At 67.3% G+C, this 16,068-nt stretch carries 14 protein-coding genes; 11 read left to right on the top strand and 3 right to left on the bottom strand.

The window, feature by feature from the left end; genetic code table 11:
- Positions 1–21: 21 nt before the first annotated feature.
- From AC1RHV_RS24560 to AC1RHV_RS24570, 3 genes are read left to right on the top strand one after another with little or no spacing between them, the layout of a single operon-like run.
- Positions 22–936 carry an SDR family NAD(P)-dependent oxidoreductase gene (locus tag AC1RHV_RS24560; protein WP_054457509.1) on the top strand — a complete coding sequence of 305 codons (915 nt, stop codon included), beginning with the start codon at positions 22–24 and terminating at the stop codon, positions 934–936.
- Positions 937–943: 7 nt separating this feature from the next.
- Entirely contained in the window at positions 944–1,804 is an 861-nt protein-coding gene (locus AC1RHV_RS24565) for a MaoC family dehydratase (RefSeq protein ID WP_492302185.1), read from the top strand.
- A complete protein-coding gene (locus AC1RHV_RS24570; protein ID WP_119451446.1) occupies positions 1,801–3,036 on the top strand; it encodes a CaiB/BaiF CoA transferase family protein in 1,236 nt (411 codons plus the stop codon). Before AC1RHV_RS24565 ends, AC1RHV_RS24570 begins: the two co-directional genes overlap by 4 nt.
- Before the next feature lie 452 nt (positions 3,037–3,488).
- Here AC1RHV_RS24570 and AC1RHV_RS24575 read toward each other — a convergent pair whose 3' ends face one another.
- Together AC1RHV_RS24575 and AC1RHV_RS24580 are read right to left on the bottom strand one after the other, a co-directional pair.
- Positions 3,489–5,012: a fumarate hydratase gene (locus AC1RHV_RS24575; RefSeq protein ID WP_054457515.1), complete on the bottom strand. Its 1,524-nt coding sequence runs from the start codon at positions 5,010–5,012 to the stop codon at positions 3,489–3,491.
- 159 nt (positions 5,013–5,171) lie between these two features.
- A complete protein-coding gene (locus AC1RHV_RS24580; protein ID WP_054457517.1) occupies positions 5,172–5,939 on the bottom strand; it encodes a crotonase/enoyl-CoA hydratase family protein in 768 nt (255 codons plus the stop codon).
- A 276-nt stretch (positions 5,940–6,215) separates the two neighbouring features.
- Between AC1RHV_RS24580 and glyQ the strand changes: the two genes are divergently transcribed.
- The 8 genes from glyQ to def are packed head-to-tail and all read left to right on the top strand — an operon-like array spanning position 6,216 to position 13,655.
- Positions 6,216–7,127 (top strand): glycine--tRNA ligase subunit alpha, encoded by a 912-nt coding sequence (gene glyQ / locus AC1RHV_RS24585; protein ID WP_025136700.1) that lies wholly within the window; start codon positions 6,216–6,218, stop codon positions 7,125–7,127.
- Positions 7,128–9,266, top strand: coding sequence for a glycine--tRNA ligase subunit beta (gene glyS, locus AC1RHV_RS24590; RefSeq protein WP_192492663.1), 2,139 nt, complete (start codon positions 7,128–7,130; stop codon positions 9,264–9,266). It abuts the gene before it with no gap.
- Positions 9,263–9,802, top strand: coding sequence for a D-glycero-beta-D-manno-heptose 1,7-bisphosphate 7-phosphatase (gene gmhB, locus AC1RHV_RS24595; RefSeq protein ID WP_054457520.1), 540 nt, complete (start codon positions 9,263–9,265; stop codon positions 9,800–9,802). The genes glyS and gmhB overlap by 4 nt, the downstream gene beginning before the upstream one ends.
- Before the next feature lie 4 nt (positions 9,803–9,806).
- The gene (locus tag AC1RHV_RS24600; RefSeq protein WP_054457522.1) at positions 9,807–10,535 is read left to right on the top strand and encodes a lysophospholipid acyltransferase family protein; all 729 of its coding nucleotides are present in this window, start codon (positions 9,807–9,809) and stop codon (positions 10,533–10,535) included.
- A complete protein-coding gene (locus tag AC1RHV_RS24605) occupies positions 10,522–11,517 on the top strand; it encodes a M48 family metallopeptidase (protein ID WP_175213809.1) in 996 nt (331 codons plus the stop codon). Before AC1RHV_RS24600 ends, AC1RHV_RS24605 begins: the two co-directional genes overlap by 14 nt.
- Before the next feature lie 20 nt (positions 11,518–11,537).
- The gene (locus AC1RHV_RS24610; protein ID WP_175213808.1) at positions 11,538–12,680 is read left to right on the top strand and encodes a 2-aminoethylphosphonate--pyruvate transaminase; all 1,143 of its coding nucleotides are present in this window, start codon (positions 11,538–11,540) and stop codon (positions 12,678–12,680) included.
- A 12-nt stretch (positions 12,681–12,692) separates the two neighbouring features.
- Entirely contained in the window at positions 12,693–13,088 is a 396-nt protein-coding gene (gene gloA / locus AC1RHV_RS24615; RefSeq protein WP_054457526.1) for a lactoylglutathione lyase, read from the top strand.
- A gap of 33 nt (positions 13,089–13,121) precedes the next feature.
- Positions 13,122–13,655: a peptide deformylase gene (gene def, locus AC1RHV_RS24620; RefSeq protein ID WP_492302186.1), complete on the top strand. Its 534-nt coding sequence runs from the start codon at positions 13,122–13,124 to the stop codon at positions 13,653–13,655.
- A gap of 38 nt (positions 13,656–13,693) precedes the next feature.
- On the opposite strand, the gene AC1RHV_RS24625 is transcribed toward def, so the two are convergent.
- The gene (locus AC1RHV_RS24625) at positions 13,694–15,940 is read right to left on the bottom strand and encodes an acyl-CoA dehydrogenase (RefSeq protein WP_125473211.1); all 2,247 of its coding nucleotides are present in this window, start codon (positions 15,938–15,940) and stop codon (positions 13,694–13,696) included.
- Positions 15,941–16,068 lie beyond the last annotated feature (128 nt).

A 16,068-nucleotide genomic window follows, 5' to 3' on the forward strand; every position in this document is an offset into this window, starting at 1 on the left:
GCAGCACAGGAGTCAGCTTCAATGAGCGGCATAGTTTCCGGAAAAGTGGTGATCGTGACTGGCGCGGGCGGCGGCATCGGCCGCAGCATTGCACTGGCCATGGCGCAGGCCGGCGCCAAGGTGGTGGTGAACGACATCGGCGTATCGCTCACCGGCGAAGGCGGCGCGGATGGCCCCGCGCAAGCGGTCGTCAAGGAGATCGTCGCGGCGGGCGGCCAGGCCGTCGCCAACACCGACAGCGTGGCCGCGTACGACAGCGCCAGCCGCTGCGTGCAGACGGCAATCGACGCCTTCGGCCGCATCGATGCCGTGGTCAACAATGCCGGCAATCTGCGCGACCGGGTTTTCCACAAGATGAGCGAAGAGGAATGGAGTCAGGTGCTGGGCGTGCACCTGAACGGCTCCTTCTTCATGAGTCGCGCGGCGGCGCCCTACTTTCGCGAACAGGAGTCCGGCGCGTTCGTGCACATGACCTCCACGTCCGGACTGATCGGAAACTTTGGCCAGGCCAACTACGCGGCGGCCAAGCTGGGCATCGTGGCCCTGTCGAAATCCATCGCGCTGGACATGGCGCGCTACAACGTGCGCTCCAACTGCATCGCGCCGTTCGCATGGAGCCGCATGACCAGCTCCATTCCCGCCGAAACCGACGAAGAAAAAGCCCGCGTCGAAAAGCTGAAGAAGATGGAAGCCGGCAAGGTCGCGCCCATGGCCGTCTATCTGGCCAGCGACGCGGCCAGCGAGGTCACCGCGCAGATCTTCGCGGTGCGCGCCAACGAGATCATGCTGATGAGCCAGCCGCGCCCACTGCGCACCGTGCACCACGGCGAAGGCTGGACGCCCGAGCGCATCGCCGAGATCGCCGTTCCCGCCATGCGCAAGCACTTCTACGCGTTGGAGCGTTCGCCTGACGTCATCGACTGGGATCCCATCTGAGGCCGCCATGCCCCTGGACTACGCAACCGTGAAGAACTGGCGCTTCGACGAAGTCCGCCAGCGCTACGACGAAAAAGACACCATGCTGTACGCCCTGGGCATAGGCCTGGGGCAAGACCCCGAAGACGCCGGCCAGTTGCGCTACGTGTACGAAAAAGGCTTGCAATCCTTCCCCACCATGAGCGTGGTGCTGGGCTATCCGGGCTTCTGGGTCCAGGATCCGCGCGCCGGCATCGACTGGGTACGCGTGGTCCACGGAGAACAACGGCTGACCATGCATGCGCCCCTGCCGGCGGCGGGCGTGGTCACCGGCAGAAGCCGCAACACGCACGTGATCGACAAGGGCGCCGACAAGGGCGCCATCATCATCACCGAACGCACCTTGCACGGCGAAGACGGCGCCTGCCTCGCCACCCTGCGCCAAAGCACCTTCTGCCGCGGCGACGGCGGCTTCGGACAGGGAGACGACAGCCCCGCCGCCCTGCCCGCAGCGCCCGACGGCGCCCCAGACCTGAGCCGCGAAATCCGCATCCCCGCCAGCGCCGCCCTGCTGTACCGGCTGAACGCCGACCGCAATCCGCTGCACGCAGACCCCGAGGTCGCACGCGCGGCCGGCTACCCCAAACCCATCCTGCACGGACTGTGCTCCTACGGCGTAGTCGCGCACGCCATCGTCAAAAGCTGCTGCGGCTACGACGCCTCGCGCCTGGTCAGCCTGAACACGCGCTTCTCGGCGCCGGTCTATCCCGGCGAAACCCTGCAGTGCGACATCTGGCGCCTGCCCGACGGCCAGCTCCGCTTCCAGGCCCGCGCGCAGGAACGCGGCGTGGTGGTCATGAGCCACGGCACCGCGGAGCTGAAGCCATGAACCGCCCGCCCGCATTGACCGGCATCCGCGTACTGGACCTGTCGCGCATCCTGGCCGGCCCCTGGTGCACGCAGAACCTCGCCGACCTGGGCGCCGACGTCATCAAGATCGAACGCCCGCGCGTCGGCGACGACACCCGCGCCTGGGGCCCGCCGTTCCTCAAGGACGGCGCGGGCCAAGACACCGAGGAATCCGCTTACTACCTCAGCACCAACCGCAACAAGCGTTCCGTCGAAGCCGACATGGCCACGCCCGCAGGCGCCGCGCTGATCCGCGAACTGGCGGCCGCCAGCGACATCCTGGTCGAGAACTTCAAGGTGGGCGGCCTCGCCAAGTACGGCCTGGACTACGACAGCCTGAAGCAGATCAACCCGCGCCTGATCTATTGCTCCGTCACAGGCTTCGGCCAGGACGGCCCCTACGCGCAACGCCCCGGCTACGACTTCATGATCCAGGGCATGGGCGGCCTGATGAGCATCACCGGCGAACGCGACGACCTGCCCGGCGGCGGTCCGCAAAAAGCCGGCGTGGCGGTCACCGACATCGTCACCGGCATGTACGCCACCGTGGCCATCCTGGCCGCCCTGCAGGAACGCCACAACAGCGGCCTGGGCCAGCACCTGGACATCGCCCTGCTGGACAGCCACGTCGCCCTGCTGGCCAACCAGAACTCGAACTACTTCAACTCCGGCGTGGCGCCCCAGCGCGCCGGCAATGCCCACCAGAACGTCGTGCCCTACCAGGTGTTCGCCGCCAGCGACGGCCACCTGATCGTGGCCACAGGCAATGAATCGCAGTACCGCGCATACTGCCGCGCCATCGGCGCACCCGAACTGGGCGACGACCCACGCTTCGCCACCAACCGCATGCGCCTGGCCAACCGCGAGCTGCTGGTCGGCCTGCTGACCGAGATCATGCGCCAGGGCCAGCGCGACGACTGGATCGCCAAGCTCGAGGCCGTGGGCGTGCCCTGCGGGCCGATCAACGATATCGCCCAGGCCCAGGCACATCCGCAAGCGCTGGCACGTCAGCTGCGCCGCGATATGCCGCATCCGGCGGGCGGCATGGCGGCGGTGACAGCCAGCCCGTTGCGGCTATCGGCCTCGCCGGTGGAATACCGTCGCGCGCCGCCGCTGCTGGGGGAACACACGGAGGAAGTGCTGCGGGAGGTGCTGGGGAAGACGCAAGAAGAGATCGCCGTGTTTCGCGAGGGATTAAAGACGACGAACTGACGAGGGCCGCGCCTACAGCGAAGACTCCAGTCACAGGACGACGATGAGCCCCACACGCCACTCACCGCATGCGCGCTAGCGACCACCACAGCAATCAAATAAATCACGTATGTCATTATTGGCCGCCCGGGCGGCCAATAATGACGGGCAAATCAAGCCTCTCCCCCGACCACGGCTCCAGCAGCGCACCAGTCCAAGACACTCGTAGCCCGTCGGCGCGGGCGTCTGGGTGGCGAGCAACCTCGATGCGCCCGAGGGAATCCGTAGGAGTCGCCGAAGGCGAGGACGAGGATGACAACGGGGCAGTCCGGAGCGAACGCTCCGGACCGCAATCGTGGGCGCTCGCCACCCAGGCGCCCGCGCCGACGGGCCGCCTACGAAGCACTAAGCACTAAAGCCAAAAAAAACGGCCACCAGTCCCCTGGCAGCCGTTTTTCTCACAGCCTACGGAATCAAGCCACAGCGACAGGAATCTTCCCGATCTTGGCCTGCCATTCCTTGGGCCCCGTGGTATGGACAGAGGTACCCTGAGCGTCAACCGCCACAGTCACCGGCATGTCCTTCACGTCGAACTCGTAGATGGCTTCCATGCCCAGGTCCGCAAAACCCAGCACCTTCGCGCCACGGATAGCCTTCGACACCAGGTAAGCCGCGCCACCCACCGCCATCAGATAAGCCGAGTTGTGCTTCTTGATGGATTCGATAGCCACCGGACCGCGCTCCGACTTGCCGATCATCGCGATCAGGCCCGTCTGCTCCAGCATCATGTCCGTGAACTTATCCATGCGCGTAGCGGTAGTGGGACCCGCCGGGCCGACCACTTCGTCGCGCACCGGATCCACCGGACCCACGTAGTAAATGACGCGATTCTTGAAATCCACCGGCAGCGGCTCGCCCTTGGCCAGCATGTCCTGGATACGCTTGTGCGCCGCATCGCGGCCCGTCAACATCTTGCCCGACAGCAGCAGCGTCTGGCCCGGCTTCCAGCTGGCCACTTCTTCCTTGGTCAGCGTATTCAGGTCCACCTGCTTGGACTTGTTGTAGTCCGGCGCCCAGTGCACTTCCGGCCACTCCGACAGCGACGGCGGATCCAGGCGAGCGGGGCCCGAGCCGTCCAGTTCGAAGTGCGCGTGGCGCGTCGCCGCACAGTTCGGGATCATCGCCACGGGCTTGGACGCCGCGTGCGTCGGGAACGTGCTGATCTTGACGTCCAGCACCGTCGTCAAACCACCCAGGCCCTGCGCGCCGATACCCAGCGCGTTGACCTTCTCATACAGCTCGATACGCAGCTCTTCCAGCTTGTTCTGCGGACCGCGGGCCAGCAGCTCGTACATGTCGATGTCTTCCATCAACGACTGCTTCGCCATCAGCATGGCCTTCTCGGCCGTGCCGCCGACGCCGATGCCCAGCATGCCCGGCGGGCACCAGCCCGCGCCCATCGTCGGCACCGTCTTCAGCACCCAGTCCACCAGCGAATCGCTCGGATTCAGCATCGCGAACTTCGACTTGTTTTCCGAACCGCCGCCCTTCGAAGCGACTTGCACGTCGACCTTGTCGCCCGGGACAAGCTCGACGTGCAGGATACAGGGCGTGTTGTCGCGCGTGTTCTTGCGCGCAAACAGCGGATCGTCCAGCACCGAGGCGCGCAAAGGATTGTCCGGGTTCAGATAGCCGCGGCGCACGCCTTCGTCACAGAGTTCCTGCAGCGTGCGCTTGGTCTCGAAACGCACGCCCATGCCGACCTTCAGGAACACGTTGACGATGCCCGTGTCCTGGCACAGCGGACGCTTGCCCTCGGCGCACATGCGCGAGTTGGTCAGGATCTGGGCCATCGCGTCGCGCGCGGCGGGGCTTTCCTCGCGCTCGTAGGCGCGGGCCAGGTGACGGATGTAGTCGACCGGGTGGTAGTAGCTGATGAACTGGATGCCATCGGCTATCGACTGGATGAAGTCTTCTTCTTTGATGATGACTGACATGGCGATATCGGGTCTAGATGAAAAACGTGAAAACGCGGCCGGCGTGACTAGCCCGCCGCGATGGAGAAAGAACTATTTTTGCCGCCGGGCCGCCCCAAGGCAAACAGCGCCCCCTCGGGGGGCAGCTAGCCCCGCAGGGGCGCGGCGTGGGGGCATTTCCTATTTGCCTTGCCAGACCGGTTTGCGCTTCTCGGCGAAGGCGGTCGCGCCTTCCTTGGCGTCGGCGGACGAAAAGATGTGCGCAATCAGCGGACGCTGCTGGTCGAACATGCTGGCCTGATCCCAGTCGCCCGACTGCGCCACGATGCTCTTGGCGGTCTGCACCGCCAGCGGGCCATTCTCGACGATGGCGCGGGCCAGTTCCAGAGCGCCCGCCAGGGCGGCGCCCGGCTCGGTGATGCGGTTGACCAGCCCGAAGGAATGGGCGCGCTCGGCCGTCAACATTTCGCCGGTCAGGATCACTTCCATGGCGATGTGGTACGGCAGGCGGCGCGGCAGGCGCAGCATGCCGCCAGCGCCCGCCACCAGGCCGCGCTTGACTTCAGGCAGGCCGAACTTGGCGTTGCTGGCGGCCACGATCAGGTCGGAAGCCAGCGCCATTTCGCAGCCGCCGGCCAGCGCATAGCCTTCCACCGCCGCGATCAGCGGCTTCTTGGGCGGCCGCTCGTTCAGGCCCGCGAAGCCGCGGCCTTCCACGTAGGGACGCTGCCCCGACTTGGCGAAAGCCTTCAGGTCCATGCCCGACGAGAACGTGCCGCCGCCGCCCGTCAGGATGCCGATGCGGATGTCGTCGCGGCTGTCCAACTGGTCCAGCGCCGCGGCCATGGCCTGCGCGGTCTCCAGGTTGATGGCGTTCTTGGCCTCGGGACGGTTGATCGTGATGATCTGGATGCCGTCGGTGACTTCTACCTTGATCAGGTCTGACATGGGACTGCTCCTTCCGGGAATTCTCGGAATCAGGTTCCGGGTTTTATATAAGACTTGGTACGCAACCTGGAATCATACGATCATTGGTTTCCAGGCGCAGCGACAGGCCCGCGGGGCGTCCACCAGCGGCACACTGTCCCCCTGCGAACCGCCCCGAAGGCCCAGATGTAACCGTCCGCCCGGCATTCGGGAACCGGACCGCCCCAGGCCAGTTAAAATGTCGGGTTTCCCACGCCCAGGGCAAGCCTTGCCCGGCGGCCGAATTCCAAGAATCCTATGCTCACCTTTCAGCAAATCATCCTTACGCTCCAGGAATACTGGGACAAGCAGGGTTGCGCCCTGCTGCAACCCTACGACATGGAAGTCGGCGCCGGCACCTCGCATACCGCCACGTTCCTGCGCGCGATCGGCCCGGAGCCCTGGCGCGCCGCCTACGTGCAGCCCTCGCGCCGCCCCAAGGACGGCCGCTACGGCGAAAACCCCAACCGCCTGCAACACTATTATCAGTACCAGGTCGTGTTGAAGCCCGCGCCTCCGGAAATCCTGGACCTGTACATCGGTTCGCTCAAGGCGCTGGGCATCGATCCCACCCAGCACGACATCCGCTTCGTAGAGGACGACTGGGAGAACCCCACCCTCGGCGCCTGGGGCCTGGGCTGGGAAGTCTGGCTGAACGGCATGGAAGTCACCCAGTTCACCTACTTCCAGCAAGTGGGCGGCCTGGACTGCACGCCGACCACCGGCGAAATCACCTACGGCCTGGAACGCCTGGCCATGTACCTGCAGGACGTGCAAAGCGTGTACGACCTGGTCTGGACCGAAGGCGCCAACGGCAACCGCGTGCTGTATCGCGACGTGTTCCACCAGAACGAAGTGGAACAGTCCACCTACAACTTCGAGCATTCGTCGGCCGAGATGCTGTTCTCGCACTTCAATGACTACGAAGCCGAGGCCAAGCGCCTGATGGACGTGCCGCTGGCGCTGCCCGCCTACGAGGCCGCGCTGAAGGCCGCGCACACGTTCAACATGCTGGACGCGCGCGGCGCGATCAGCGTCACCGAGCGCGCCGCCTACATCGGCCGCATCCGCAACCTGTCGCGCGCCGTCGCGCAGGCCTACTACGATTCCCGCGAACGACTGGGCTTTCCCATGCTGGGCCGCGACAAGGCCGCCGGGGAGGCTGCATAAATGACGACGAACATCCGCCCGCTGCTGGTCGAACTGCTGACCGAAGAACTCCCGCCCAAGGCCCTGCAGAAGCTGGGCCAGGCCTTTGCCGAAGGCGTGCGCGCCACGCTGGAGCGCCACGGCCTGCTGGCCGCCGGCTGCGCCGCCACCGCGTATTCCACGCCGCGCCGACTGGCCGTGCACCTGTCCGCCGTGCTGGCTCAGGCGCCCGACCAGCCCTATGCCGAAAAGCTGATGCCGGTGAAGATCGGCCTGACCGAAGACGGCCAGGCCACGCCCGCGCTGCAGAAGAAGCTGGCCGCCAAGGGCCTTGAGAACATCGACCTGTCGACCCTGGAACGTGAATCCGACGGCAAGCAGGACTACCTGGTCGCGCGCGGCACCGCTCCCGGCGCCCAGCTGGCCGCCGGCCTGCAGGAAGGCATCGACGCCGCCATCAACGGCCTGCCCATTCCCAAGGTCATGCGCTACCAATTGGCCGACGGCGTCACCACCGTCAAGTTCGTGCGTCCGGCGCACGGCCTGGTCGCGCTGTTCGGCGCCGACGTGGTGCCGGTGTCCGCGCTGGGCCTGGCCGCCGGCCGCGACACGCTGGGCCACCGCTTCATGAGCGCGGGCCCCGTGTCCTTCGCCGACGCCGACGCCTACGCCGCCACCCTGGCCGAAAAGGGCCGCGTGGTGGCCTCGTTCGAAGGTCGCCGCGACGAGATCCAGCGCCAGTTGCTGGACCATGCCGGCCGCCTGAACGCCACCCTGGGCGACGATCCCGAAGTGGCCGCGCTGCTGGACGAAGTCACGGCCCTGGTCGAACACCCCACCGTCTACGTGGGCCAGTTCGAAGAGCAGTTCCTGCAAGTGCCGCAGGAATGCCTGATCCTGACCATGCGGCTGAACCAGAAATACTTCCCGCTGTTCGATCCGGCTACCGGCCGCCTGACGCACCGCTTCCTGATCGTCAGCAACATGCACACCGACAATCCGGTGAACATCGTTGAAGGGAACCAGCGCGTGGTGCGCCCGCGCCTGGCCGATGCGCAGTTCTTCTTCGAAACCGACCGCAAGACGCCGCTGGCGGCGCGCGTCGAACAACTGGGCTCGATCGTCTACCACAACAAGCTGGGCACCCAGCTGGAACGCGTGGAGCGCGTGCGCGCCATCGCCCGCGGCGTGGCCGAGCAACTGGGCGGCGACGTCTCCGCCGCCGACCGCGCGGCCATGCTGGCCAAGGCCGACCTGGGCTCGAACATGGTGGGCGAATTCCCCGAGCTGCAAGGCGTCATGGGCGCCTACTACGCGGCCGGCGACGGCGAGCCCGACAGCGTGGTGCAGGCCCTGCGCACGCAGTACCGCAACCGCTACGACGCGCCCGTCACCGCCGACACGCTGACCGCGGCCACCCTGTTCATCGCCGAGCGCGTGGAAACCATGGTCGGCATCTGGGCCATCGGCCTGGCGCCCACCGGCGAGCGCGACCCCTTCGGCCTGCGCCGCGCCGCGCTGGGCCTGATCAGCGCCTTCGAACAACTGGCCGCAGGCGGCTGGCTCAAGATCAGCGAGACCGGCCCCCTGTCGCTGGACGGCCTGCTGGAACTGGCCGCGGGGACCTTCCCCGCCGGCAAGATCCCCGCCGACACGCTGGCCGAAGTCCGCGCCTTCATCTACGAACGCTACCGCAACCAGCTCATCAACGACTTCGACCGCAATGCCGTCGAAGCCGTGATCGCGCTGACCCCGCCGTTGCACCAGGTGGCCGAGCGCGTGCGCGCGGCCGCCGCCTTTGCGCAGCTGCCCGAGGCCGCCAGCCTGGCCGCCGCCAACAAGCGCATCGGCAACCTGCTCAAGAAGGCCGAAGGCGAGATCGGCGCGGTGAACGACGGCGCGCTCGTGGAACCGGCTGAAAAGGCCCTGGCCGCCGCCGTTTCCGCGCTGCGCCCGAAGGCCGAGGCGCAACTGGCCGCGGGCGACTTCGCCGGCAGCCTGAGCACGCTGGCCCAGGTCCGCGAAGCCGTGGACGCCTTCTTTGCCGACGTCATGGTCATGGCCGAAGACCCGGCCGTGCGCGCCAACCGGCTGGCCCTGCTGGGCCAGTTGCATGGCCTGATGAACCAGGTCGCTGACATCTCCAGGCTGGCACAGTGAAACTCATCATCCTAGACCGCGACGGCGTCATCAATCAGGACAGCGATTCGTTCGTCAAGAATCCGGACGAATGGATCGCCCTACCCGGCAGCCTGCAGGCCATCGCCCGGCTGACGCAGGCGGGCTGGAAGGTGGTGGTCGCCACCAACCAGTCGGGCCTGGCGCGCGGCCTGTTCGACATGGACACCCTGACGGCCATCCATACCAAGATGCGTCGCGAACTGGCCGCCGCTGGCGGCAGTATCGACGCGGTCTTCATGTGCCCACACGGCCCCGATGACAATTGCTCCTGCCGCAAGCCCAAGCCCGGCATGTTCGAACAGATCGGACACCGCTACGACGTCGACCTGGCTGGCGTGCCGGCGGTGGGCGATTCGCTGCGCGACCTGCAGGCCTCGTCGTCGGTCGGCTGCTCGCCCTGGCTGGTGCTGACCGGCAACGGCAAGAAAACGCTGGCCAAGGGCGGTTTGCCTGACAACACCCGCGTCTGCGACGACCTGTCGGCCGTGGTCGACGCGCTGCTGCAGGACCATTGATCCAATGGCCCGCCTACGTTCGCTGCTGTACTTCCTGTTCCTGGCCGTCACGGTCATTCCCTATGCCTTCGCCTGCATCCTGTGGGCGCCGCTGCCTCTGCACTGGCGCTACAAGCTAACCGTGGGCTGGCCGCGCCTGGCCATCTGGGGCGCGCGCTTCTTCTGCGGCATCCGCTGGCAGGTCAAGGGCTGGGAAAACCTGCCCGACGGCCCGGCGGTGCTGCTGTCCAAGCACCAGTCGGCCTGGGAAACGCTGTTCTTCCCGGCCCACATGCCGCGCGAAGTCTGCTTCGTCTACAAGAAGGAACTGCACATGGTGCCGTTCTTCGGCTGGGGCTTGGCGCTGCTGCGCATGATCCCGATCGACCGCGCCAAGGGTCGCGATGCCTTCGATCAAGTGGTCAAGCAAGGCCAGACGCGCCTGGACGAAGGCCGCTGGCCCCTGCTGTTCCCCGAGGGCACCCGCGTGCCGCCCGGCAAGACCGGCCGCTTCAAGATGGGCGGCGCGCTGCTGGCCTCGCGCACCGGCGCGGTCGTCATCCCCGTGGCGCATAATGCCGGCGAATGCTGGCGCCGCAACGCCTTCGTGAAGTATCCGGGCATGGTTACCGTGTCCATCGGTCCCGCGATAGAATCCAAGGGACTCTCCCCCGAGGAACTGAACAAAAAGGTTCAGGACTGGATCGAAGGGGAAATGCGGCGTCTCAATCCAGAAAGGTATGGCCAGCACTGATCAGCTCGAACTCCTGTTCGACGAACAGCAGCACGACGCGCCCACGGGCGCGCCGCCGCTGAACGCCGCGCCAAAGGCTCCGGCCGCGCCTGAGGCGGCCTCGCCCAAGCCGGTCCCGCCCAAGCCCCTCTTCCCCGATCTGCCGCCGGCCGCCGCCCCTGCGGGCGAACCGCTGCTGACGCTGTCGCCCAACGCGGCCTCGCTCGTCCCCACGCCCTGCCCCGACCCGCTGCCGCCCGGCGCGCGTTGGCGCGAGGTCGCGACCGAGCAGCAGTCCATCGGCTTCGTGCTGCTGCGCTCGCGTCGCCGCAGCATCGGCTTCGTGATCACTGACGACGGCTTGCGCGTCACCGCCCCGAACTGGGTGACGCTGACGCAGGTGGACGACGCCGTGCGCGAGAAGGCCCGCTGGATCCTGACCAAGCTGCGCGAATGGCATGCCCGCAAGCAGCAACTGGCCATGGCGCACACCCGCTGGCAGCCGGGCGGCGAGCTGCCCTACCTGGGCAAGCGCATCGTGATCGGCGTGGGCGGCGACAGCCGCCAGGCCAGTTTGTCGGGCGACGCCGACGCCCCCCAGGACGGCGACACCCTGTGGCTGGCGCTGCCGTCCTCGGCGGACCAGGGCCGCATCCGCGATTCGGCCCAAGCCTGGCTGCAGCAGCGCGCCGGCGCCTGGTTCGGCGCGCGCCTGGCCCATTTCCTGCAGGTCAGCGGCCTGAAGATCCGGCGCTGGCGCCTGTCGTCGGCCGCCACCCGCTGGGGCTCCTGCACCAGCGACGGCAACATCATGCTGAACTGGCGCCTGATCCATTTCGCGCCCGCCATCATCGACTACGTCATCGCGCACGAGCTTGCCCATTTGCGCGAAATGAACCACAGTCAGGACTTCTGGCGCGAAGTGGGGCAGATCCTGCCCGATTTCGAAGACGCCAAGAACATCCTGCGACGTCACGACCCCGCATCCTTGCCTCAGTTCTGAAGCATTCTGGAGACACGAAAATGTTGCTGCTGATTCCGGGCCCGGTCACGACCGACGCGCGGGTGAAGGCCGCCATGGCGCAAGACTATGCGCCGTGGGACAACGATTTCCGTCAGACCTACCGGCAGGTCTGCGATGGCGTCCTGCGGGCGGCGCAGGCGTCGCCCGACGAGCACGCTGCGCTGGCGCTGCCGGGCTGCGGCCACTTCGCGGTGGAAGCCGCCATCCGCAGCTTCATCCCCGCCGGCGGCCGCCTGCTGGCGCCCTCCACCGGCGCCTACGCCGCCCGCCTGCAGAAGCTGGCCGGCGATGCCGGCCGCGTCGCCGTGCCGCTGCCCGTAGGCCCCACCGAGCGGATCGATCCGCAAGCGGTCGCGCAGGCGCTGGAACAGGATCCCACGCTCACGCACCTGGCGCTGGTCTACAGCGAAACCGGCAGCGGCATCTGCCACGACGTGCCCGAACTCGCGCGCATCGCGCATGCGCTGGGCCGCCGCGTCATCGTCGACGCCGTATCCGCCTTCGGCGCGCTGCCCCTGGAGCTGCACGCCCTGCCCGCCGTGGAGGCAGTGGTGCTGACGGCCAACAAGTGCCTGGAAGGCATGCCCGGCGCCGCCTTCGTGGTGGCGCGGCGCGACAGCCTGGAAGCGGCGCGCGGCATCGCCGGCAGCTGGTCGCTGGACCTGGCCGACATCTACCAGCAAAGCCAGCAGCCCAATGCCGGCCCGCGTTTCACGCCGCCCGCGCCCACGCTGGCCGCGCTGGCCGTGGCGCTGGAGCTGCACCGCGAAGAAGGCCGCGAAGCCCGCCTGGCGCGCTACACCGCCAACATGCACACGCTATATGATGGCGTCAGGGAACTGGGCCTGGCGCCTTACCTGCCGCCCGCGCTGCAGGGGCCCATCGTCGTCAACGTCCGCGCCCCGGACGCGCCGACCTGGAACCTGCAATTGTTCGTGGACGCCCTCAAGCGCCGCGGCTACGTGCTCAGCAACTTCTACAACACCGAACAACCTTCGTTCCGGGTCGGCTGCATCGGCGCCTTCGGGCCAGACCAGATGCGGCAGGCAGTCGACGCCATGGGCGGCGCGCTGCGCGACATCGGCATCACCCGGGAAGCCGCCGGCAACGGCGGATTCTTCCCGTTCCCCCTCACCGCTTAAGGAAACCATCCCATGCGTATGCTCCACACCATGCTGCGAGTCGGCAATCTCGACAAGTCCATCGACTTCTACACCAATGTGCTCGGCATGCGCGTCCTGCGCCGCAACGACTACCCCGAAGGCAAGTTCACGCTGGCCTTCGTCGGCTACCAGGACGAATCCGAAGGCGCCGTCATCGAACTGACCCACAACTGGGATACGGACAAGTACGACCTGGGCACCGGCTACGGCCACATCGCCCTGGAAGTGGACAACGCCTACGAAGCCTGTGACAAGGTCAAGGAAAAAGGCGGCAAGGTCACGCGCGAAGCCGGCCCGATGAAGCACGGCAAGACGGTCATCGCCTTTGTCGAAGACCCCGATGGCTACAAGATCGAGTTCATCCAGAAAAAGGGCCGCCAGGACTGAGCCCCGCGCGGCCAAAGCCAGGAAGACACTTCCATGATCCACACCATCCTGAAAATGGGCGATCCGCGGCTGCTGCGCGTGGCCGCGCCCGTGGAGCGCTACGACACGCCCGAATTGCATGCGCTGATCGACGACATGTTCGAAACCATGGCCGCCGCGCAAGGGGTGGGCCTGGCCGCGCCGCAGATCGGCGTGGATCTGCAGCTGGTGATCTTCGGCTTTGACCGCAACGAGCGCTATCCCGACGCCCCCGCCGTGCCGCAGACCATCCTGTGCAATCCCGTCATCACGCCGGTGTCGGACGAGACGGAAGACGGCTGGGAAGGCTGCCTGTCGGTGCCGGGCCTGCGCGGCGTGGTGCCGCGCTACCGCCGCATCCGCTACAGCGGGCGAGATCCCTACGGCCAGCTCATCGAGCGCGAGGCCGAGGGCTTTCACGCCCGGGTGGTGCAGCACGAATGCGATCACCTGATCGGCCGGCTCTACCCGTCGCGCATCCAGGACTTCAGCAAATTCGGGTTCACTGAAATCCTGTTCCCGGACATGGATCCGAATCAGGACGACTAAGGCCCCGCTCCCGCCTTGCGGGGGCTTGCGTCCCTACCCTAAGCCTCGCCGGAGTCCGCCTTGGCGGCCTGCGGCGACAACTCCTCGGGCGCGAAATCGTCCACCTGCAACACCCGCGAGACCAGGGCTTCGGCCTCTTCCAGCGAGGCCGCCTGCGCGTCGGTAATGGCGCCGCGCTGATGGGCTTCGCGCCAATCGCGCACGCCGGACTGGCGCAGGCGGTCGCGCAGCGGCTGCACGGCGTCCGCCAGCGCGAAGGCGCGGGTCAGAAGGCCTACCGGATCGTCGCCGGCAGCGCCGGCGTCGCGATGCAGGTCGGCCGCCAGGCGCACATGCGTGGGCGAAGGCTTGAGCAGCAGTTCAGCGCATTCCCGGGTCAAGGCGTCGCTCGGCCCCTTGGCCAGGCGCAGCGGCAGGATGGCCGCGCGCAGTCCCCACGACAACACGCGGCCCGGCAGATTGCGCAGGACCTGATCCATGCTTTTCTCGATGCTGGCGTAGCCCTGCTCCAGGCACCACTGCACCAGCGGCAGATCGTCGTGCTTGCGGCCCTCGTCTTCCCAGCGCTTGAGCACCGCCGACTGCAGATACAGTTCGGACAGGATGTCGCCCAGGCGGGCGGAGATCATTTCCCGGCGCTTCAGGCCTCCGCCCAGCTGCGCCAGCGTGGCATCGGCCAGCAGCGCGAAGCCCGAGGCATAGCGGCCCAGCCGCCGGTAGTGGCCGGCCACGGGACCGGATGAAGGCGCAGGCGCCAGCACCCCGCCAGTCCAGGCGCGGCCGATGGCCCGCAGCGCGTTGATGCCTGTGTGGCGCAGATGCCGCCAGAACACGTCGTGGAAGACCTCCATGCCACGGTCTTCGTCGGGGTTGCCCAGCGCCAGGATTTCCGGCATCAGATAGGGATGGGCGCGGATCGCGCCCTGGCCGAAGATGATCAGGTTGCGCGTCAGGATGTTGGCGCCCTCGACCGTGATGGCGATGGGCACGGCGCGGTACAGCGCGCCCAGGTAATTGCTGGGACCGTCGATGACGGCGCGGCCGGCATGGATGTCCATCGCGTCGTTGACCGAGCCGCGCATGCGCTCGGTGGCGTGGTACTTCATGATGCCCGAGACCACTGCCGGCTTGACGCCCTGGTTCAGCGCGGCGCAGGTCAAGCGCCTGGCGGCTTCGACCAGATAGGCATTGCCCGCCAGCCGGGCCAGCCCTTCCTGCACGCCCTCGAACTTGCCGACGGGAATGCCGAACTGTTCGCGCACGCGGGCATACATGCCCGTGGTGTGCGCGCACATCACGGCGGCCGCGGCCGACAGAGACGGCAAGGAAATGCCCCGCCCCGCCGCCAGCGCGCTCATCAGCATCTGCCAGCCATGCCCGGCGCGCTCGGCGCCGCCGATCAGCGCGTCCAGCGGCACGAACACGTCGCGCCCGCGGTTGGGGCCGTTCTGGAAGACCTGCATGGCGGGCAGGTGGCGGCGCCCGATCTCCACGCCGGGCGCTTCGGTCGGCACCAGCGCGACCGATATGCCAATGTCCTTGGCGCCGCCCAGGATGCCGTCGGGGTCCGATAGCTTGAAAGCCAGCCCCAGCACCGTCGCCACCGGCCCCAACGTGATGTAGCGCTTGTGCCAGTTCAGCCGGATGCCGATCAGTTCGCGCCCGTCGATCACCTGGCGGCAGACCACGCCCGTGTCCACCATGGACGCGGCGTCCGAACCGGCCTCGGGGCTGGTCAGGCCGAAGCATGGCACCTCGCGGCCGTCGGCCAGCCGCGGCAGCCAGTAGTCGCGCTGCGCCGGCGTGCCGAACTGCATCAGCAATTCGCCGGGGCCCAGCGAATTGGGCACCATGACGGTGACGCCCGCGGTGATGGAGTAGGCCGAAATGCGCCGCACGACCTCGGAGTGCGCATAGGGCGAAAAGCCCAGGCCGCCGTAGCGCCGCGGAATGATCATGCCGAAGAAGCGTTCGGCCTTCAGGAAGTCCCATACCTCGGGCGGCAGATCGCGCCGGTTCCAGGTGATGTCCCATTCGTCCAGCATGGCGCAAAGCCGCGCCAGCGGGCCGTCTATGAAGCGCTGCTCGTCCGCGGTCAGCGTGGCCGCCGGCACGTCCAGCAGCTTGCGCCAGTCGGGATTGCCGGTGAACAGATCCGCATCCCACCAGGTGTCGCCGGCCTCGATGGCTTCGCGCTCCGTCGCCGACATGGCGGGCAGTGCGTTGCGCGCCCAGCGGTAAGCGGGTTCCGAGATGCGGCGCCGGCGCCATGCGTTGAAGTCCATGAGTTTTCCTCACTGTTATGGCCCCAGGCCCCAGGGCGTATCAGGTCAAAGTACCAGAATTGGCGGCGTCGGGCCAAGCTGCGGCCTGCCGACTCTGCGACAATGGGCCTCGGCGCGCAGCGCGCAAT

Source organism: Achromobacter sp. GW823-FHT04E03, from assembly GCF_058796095.1.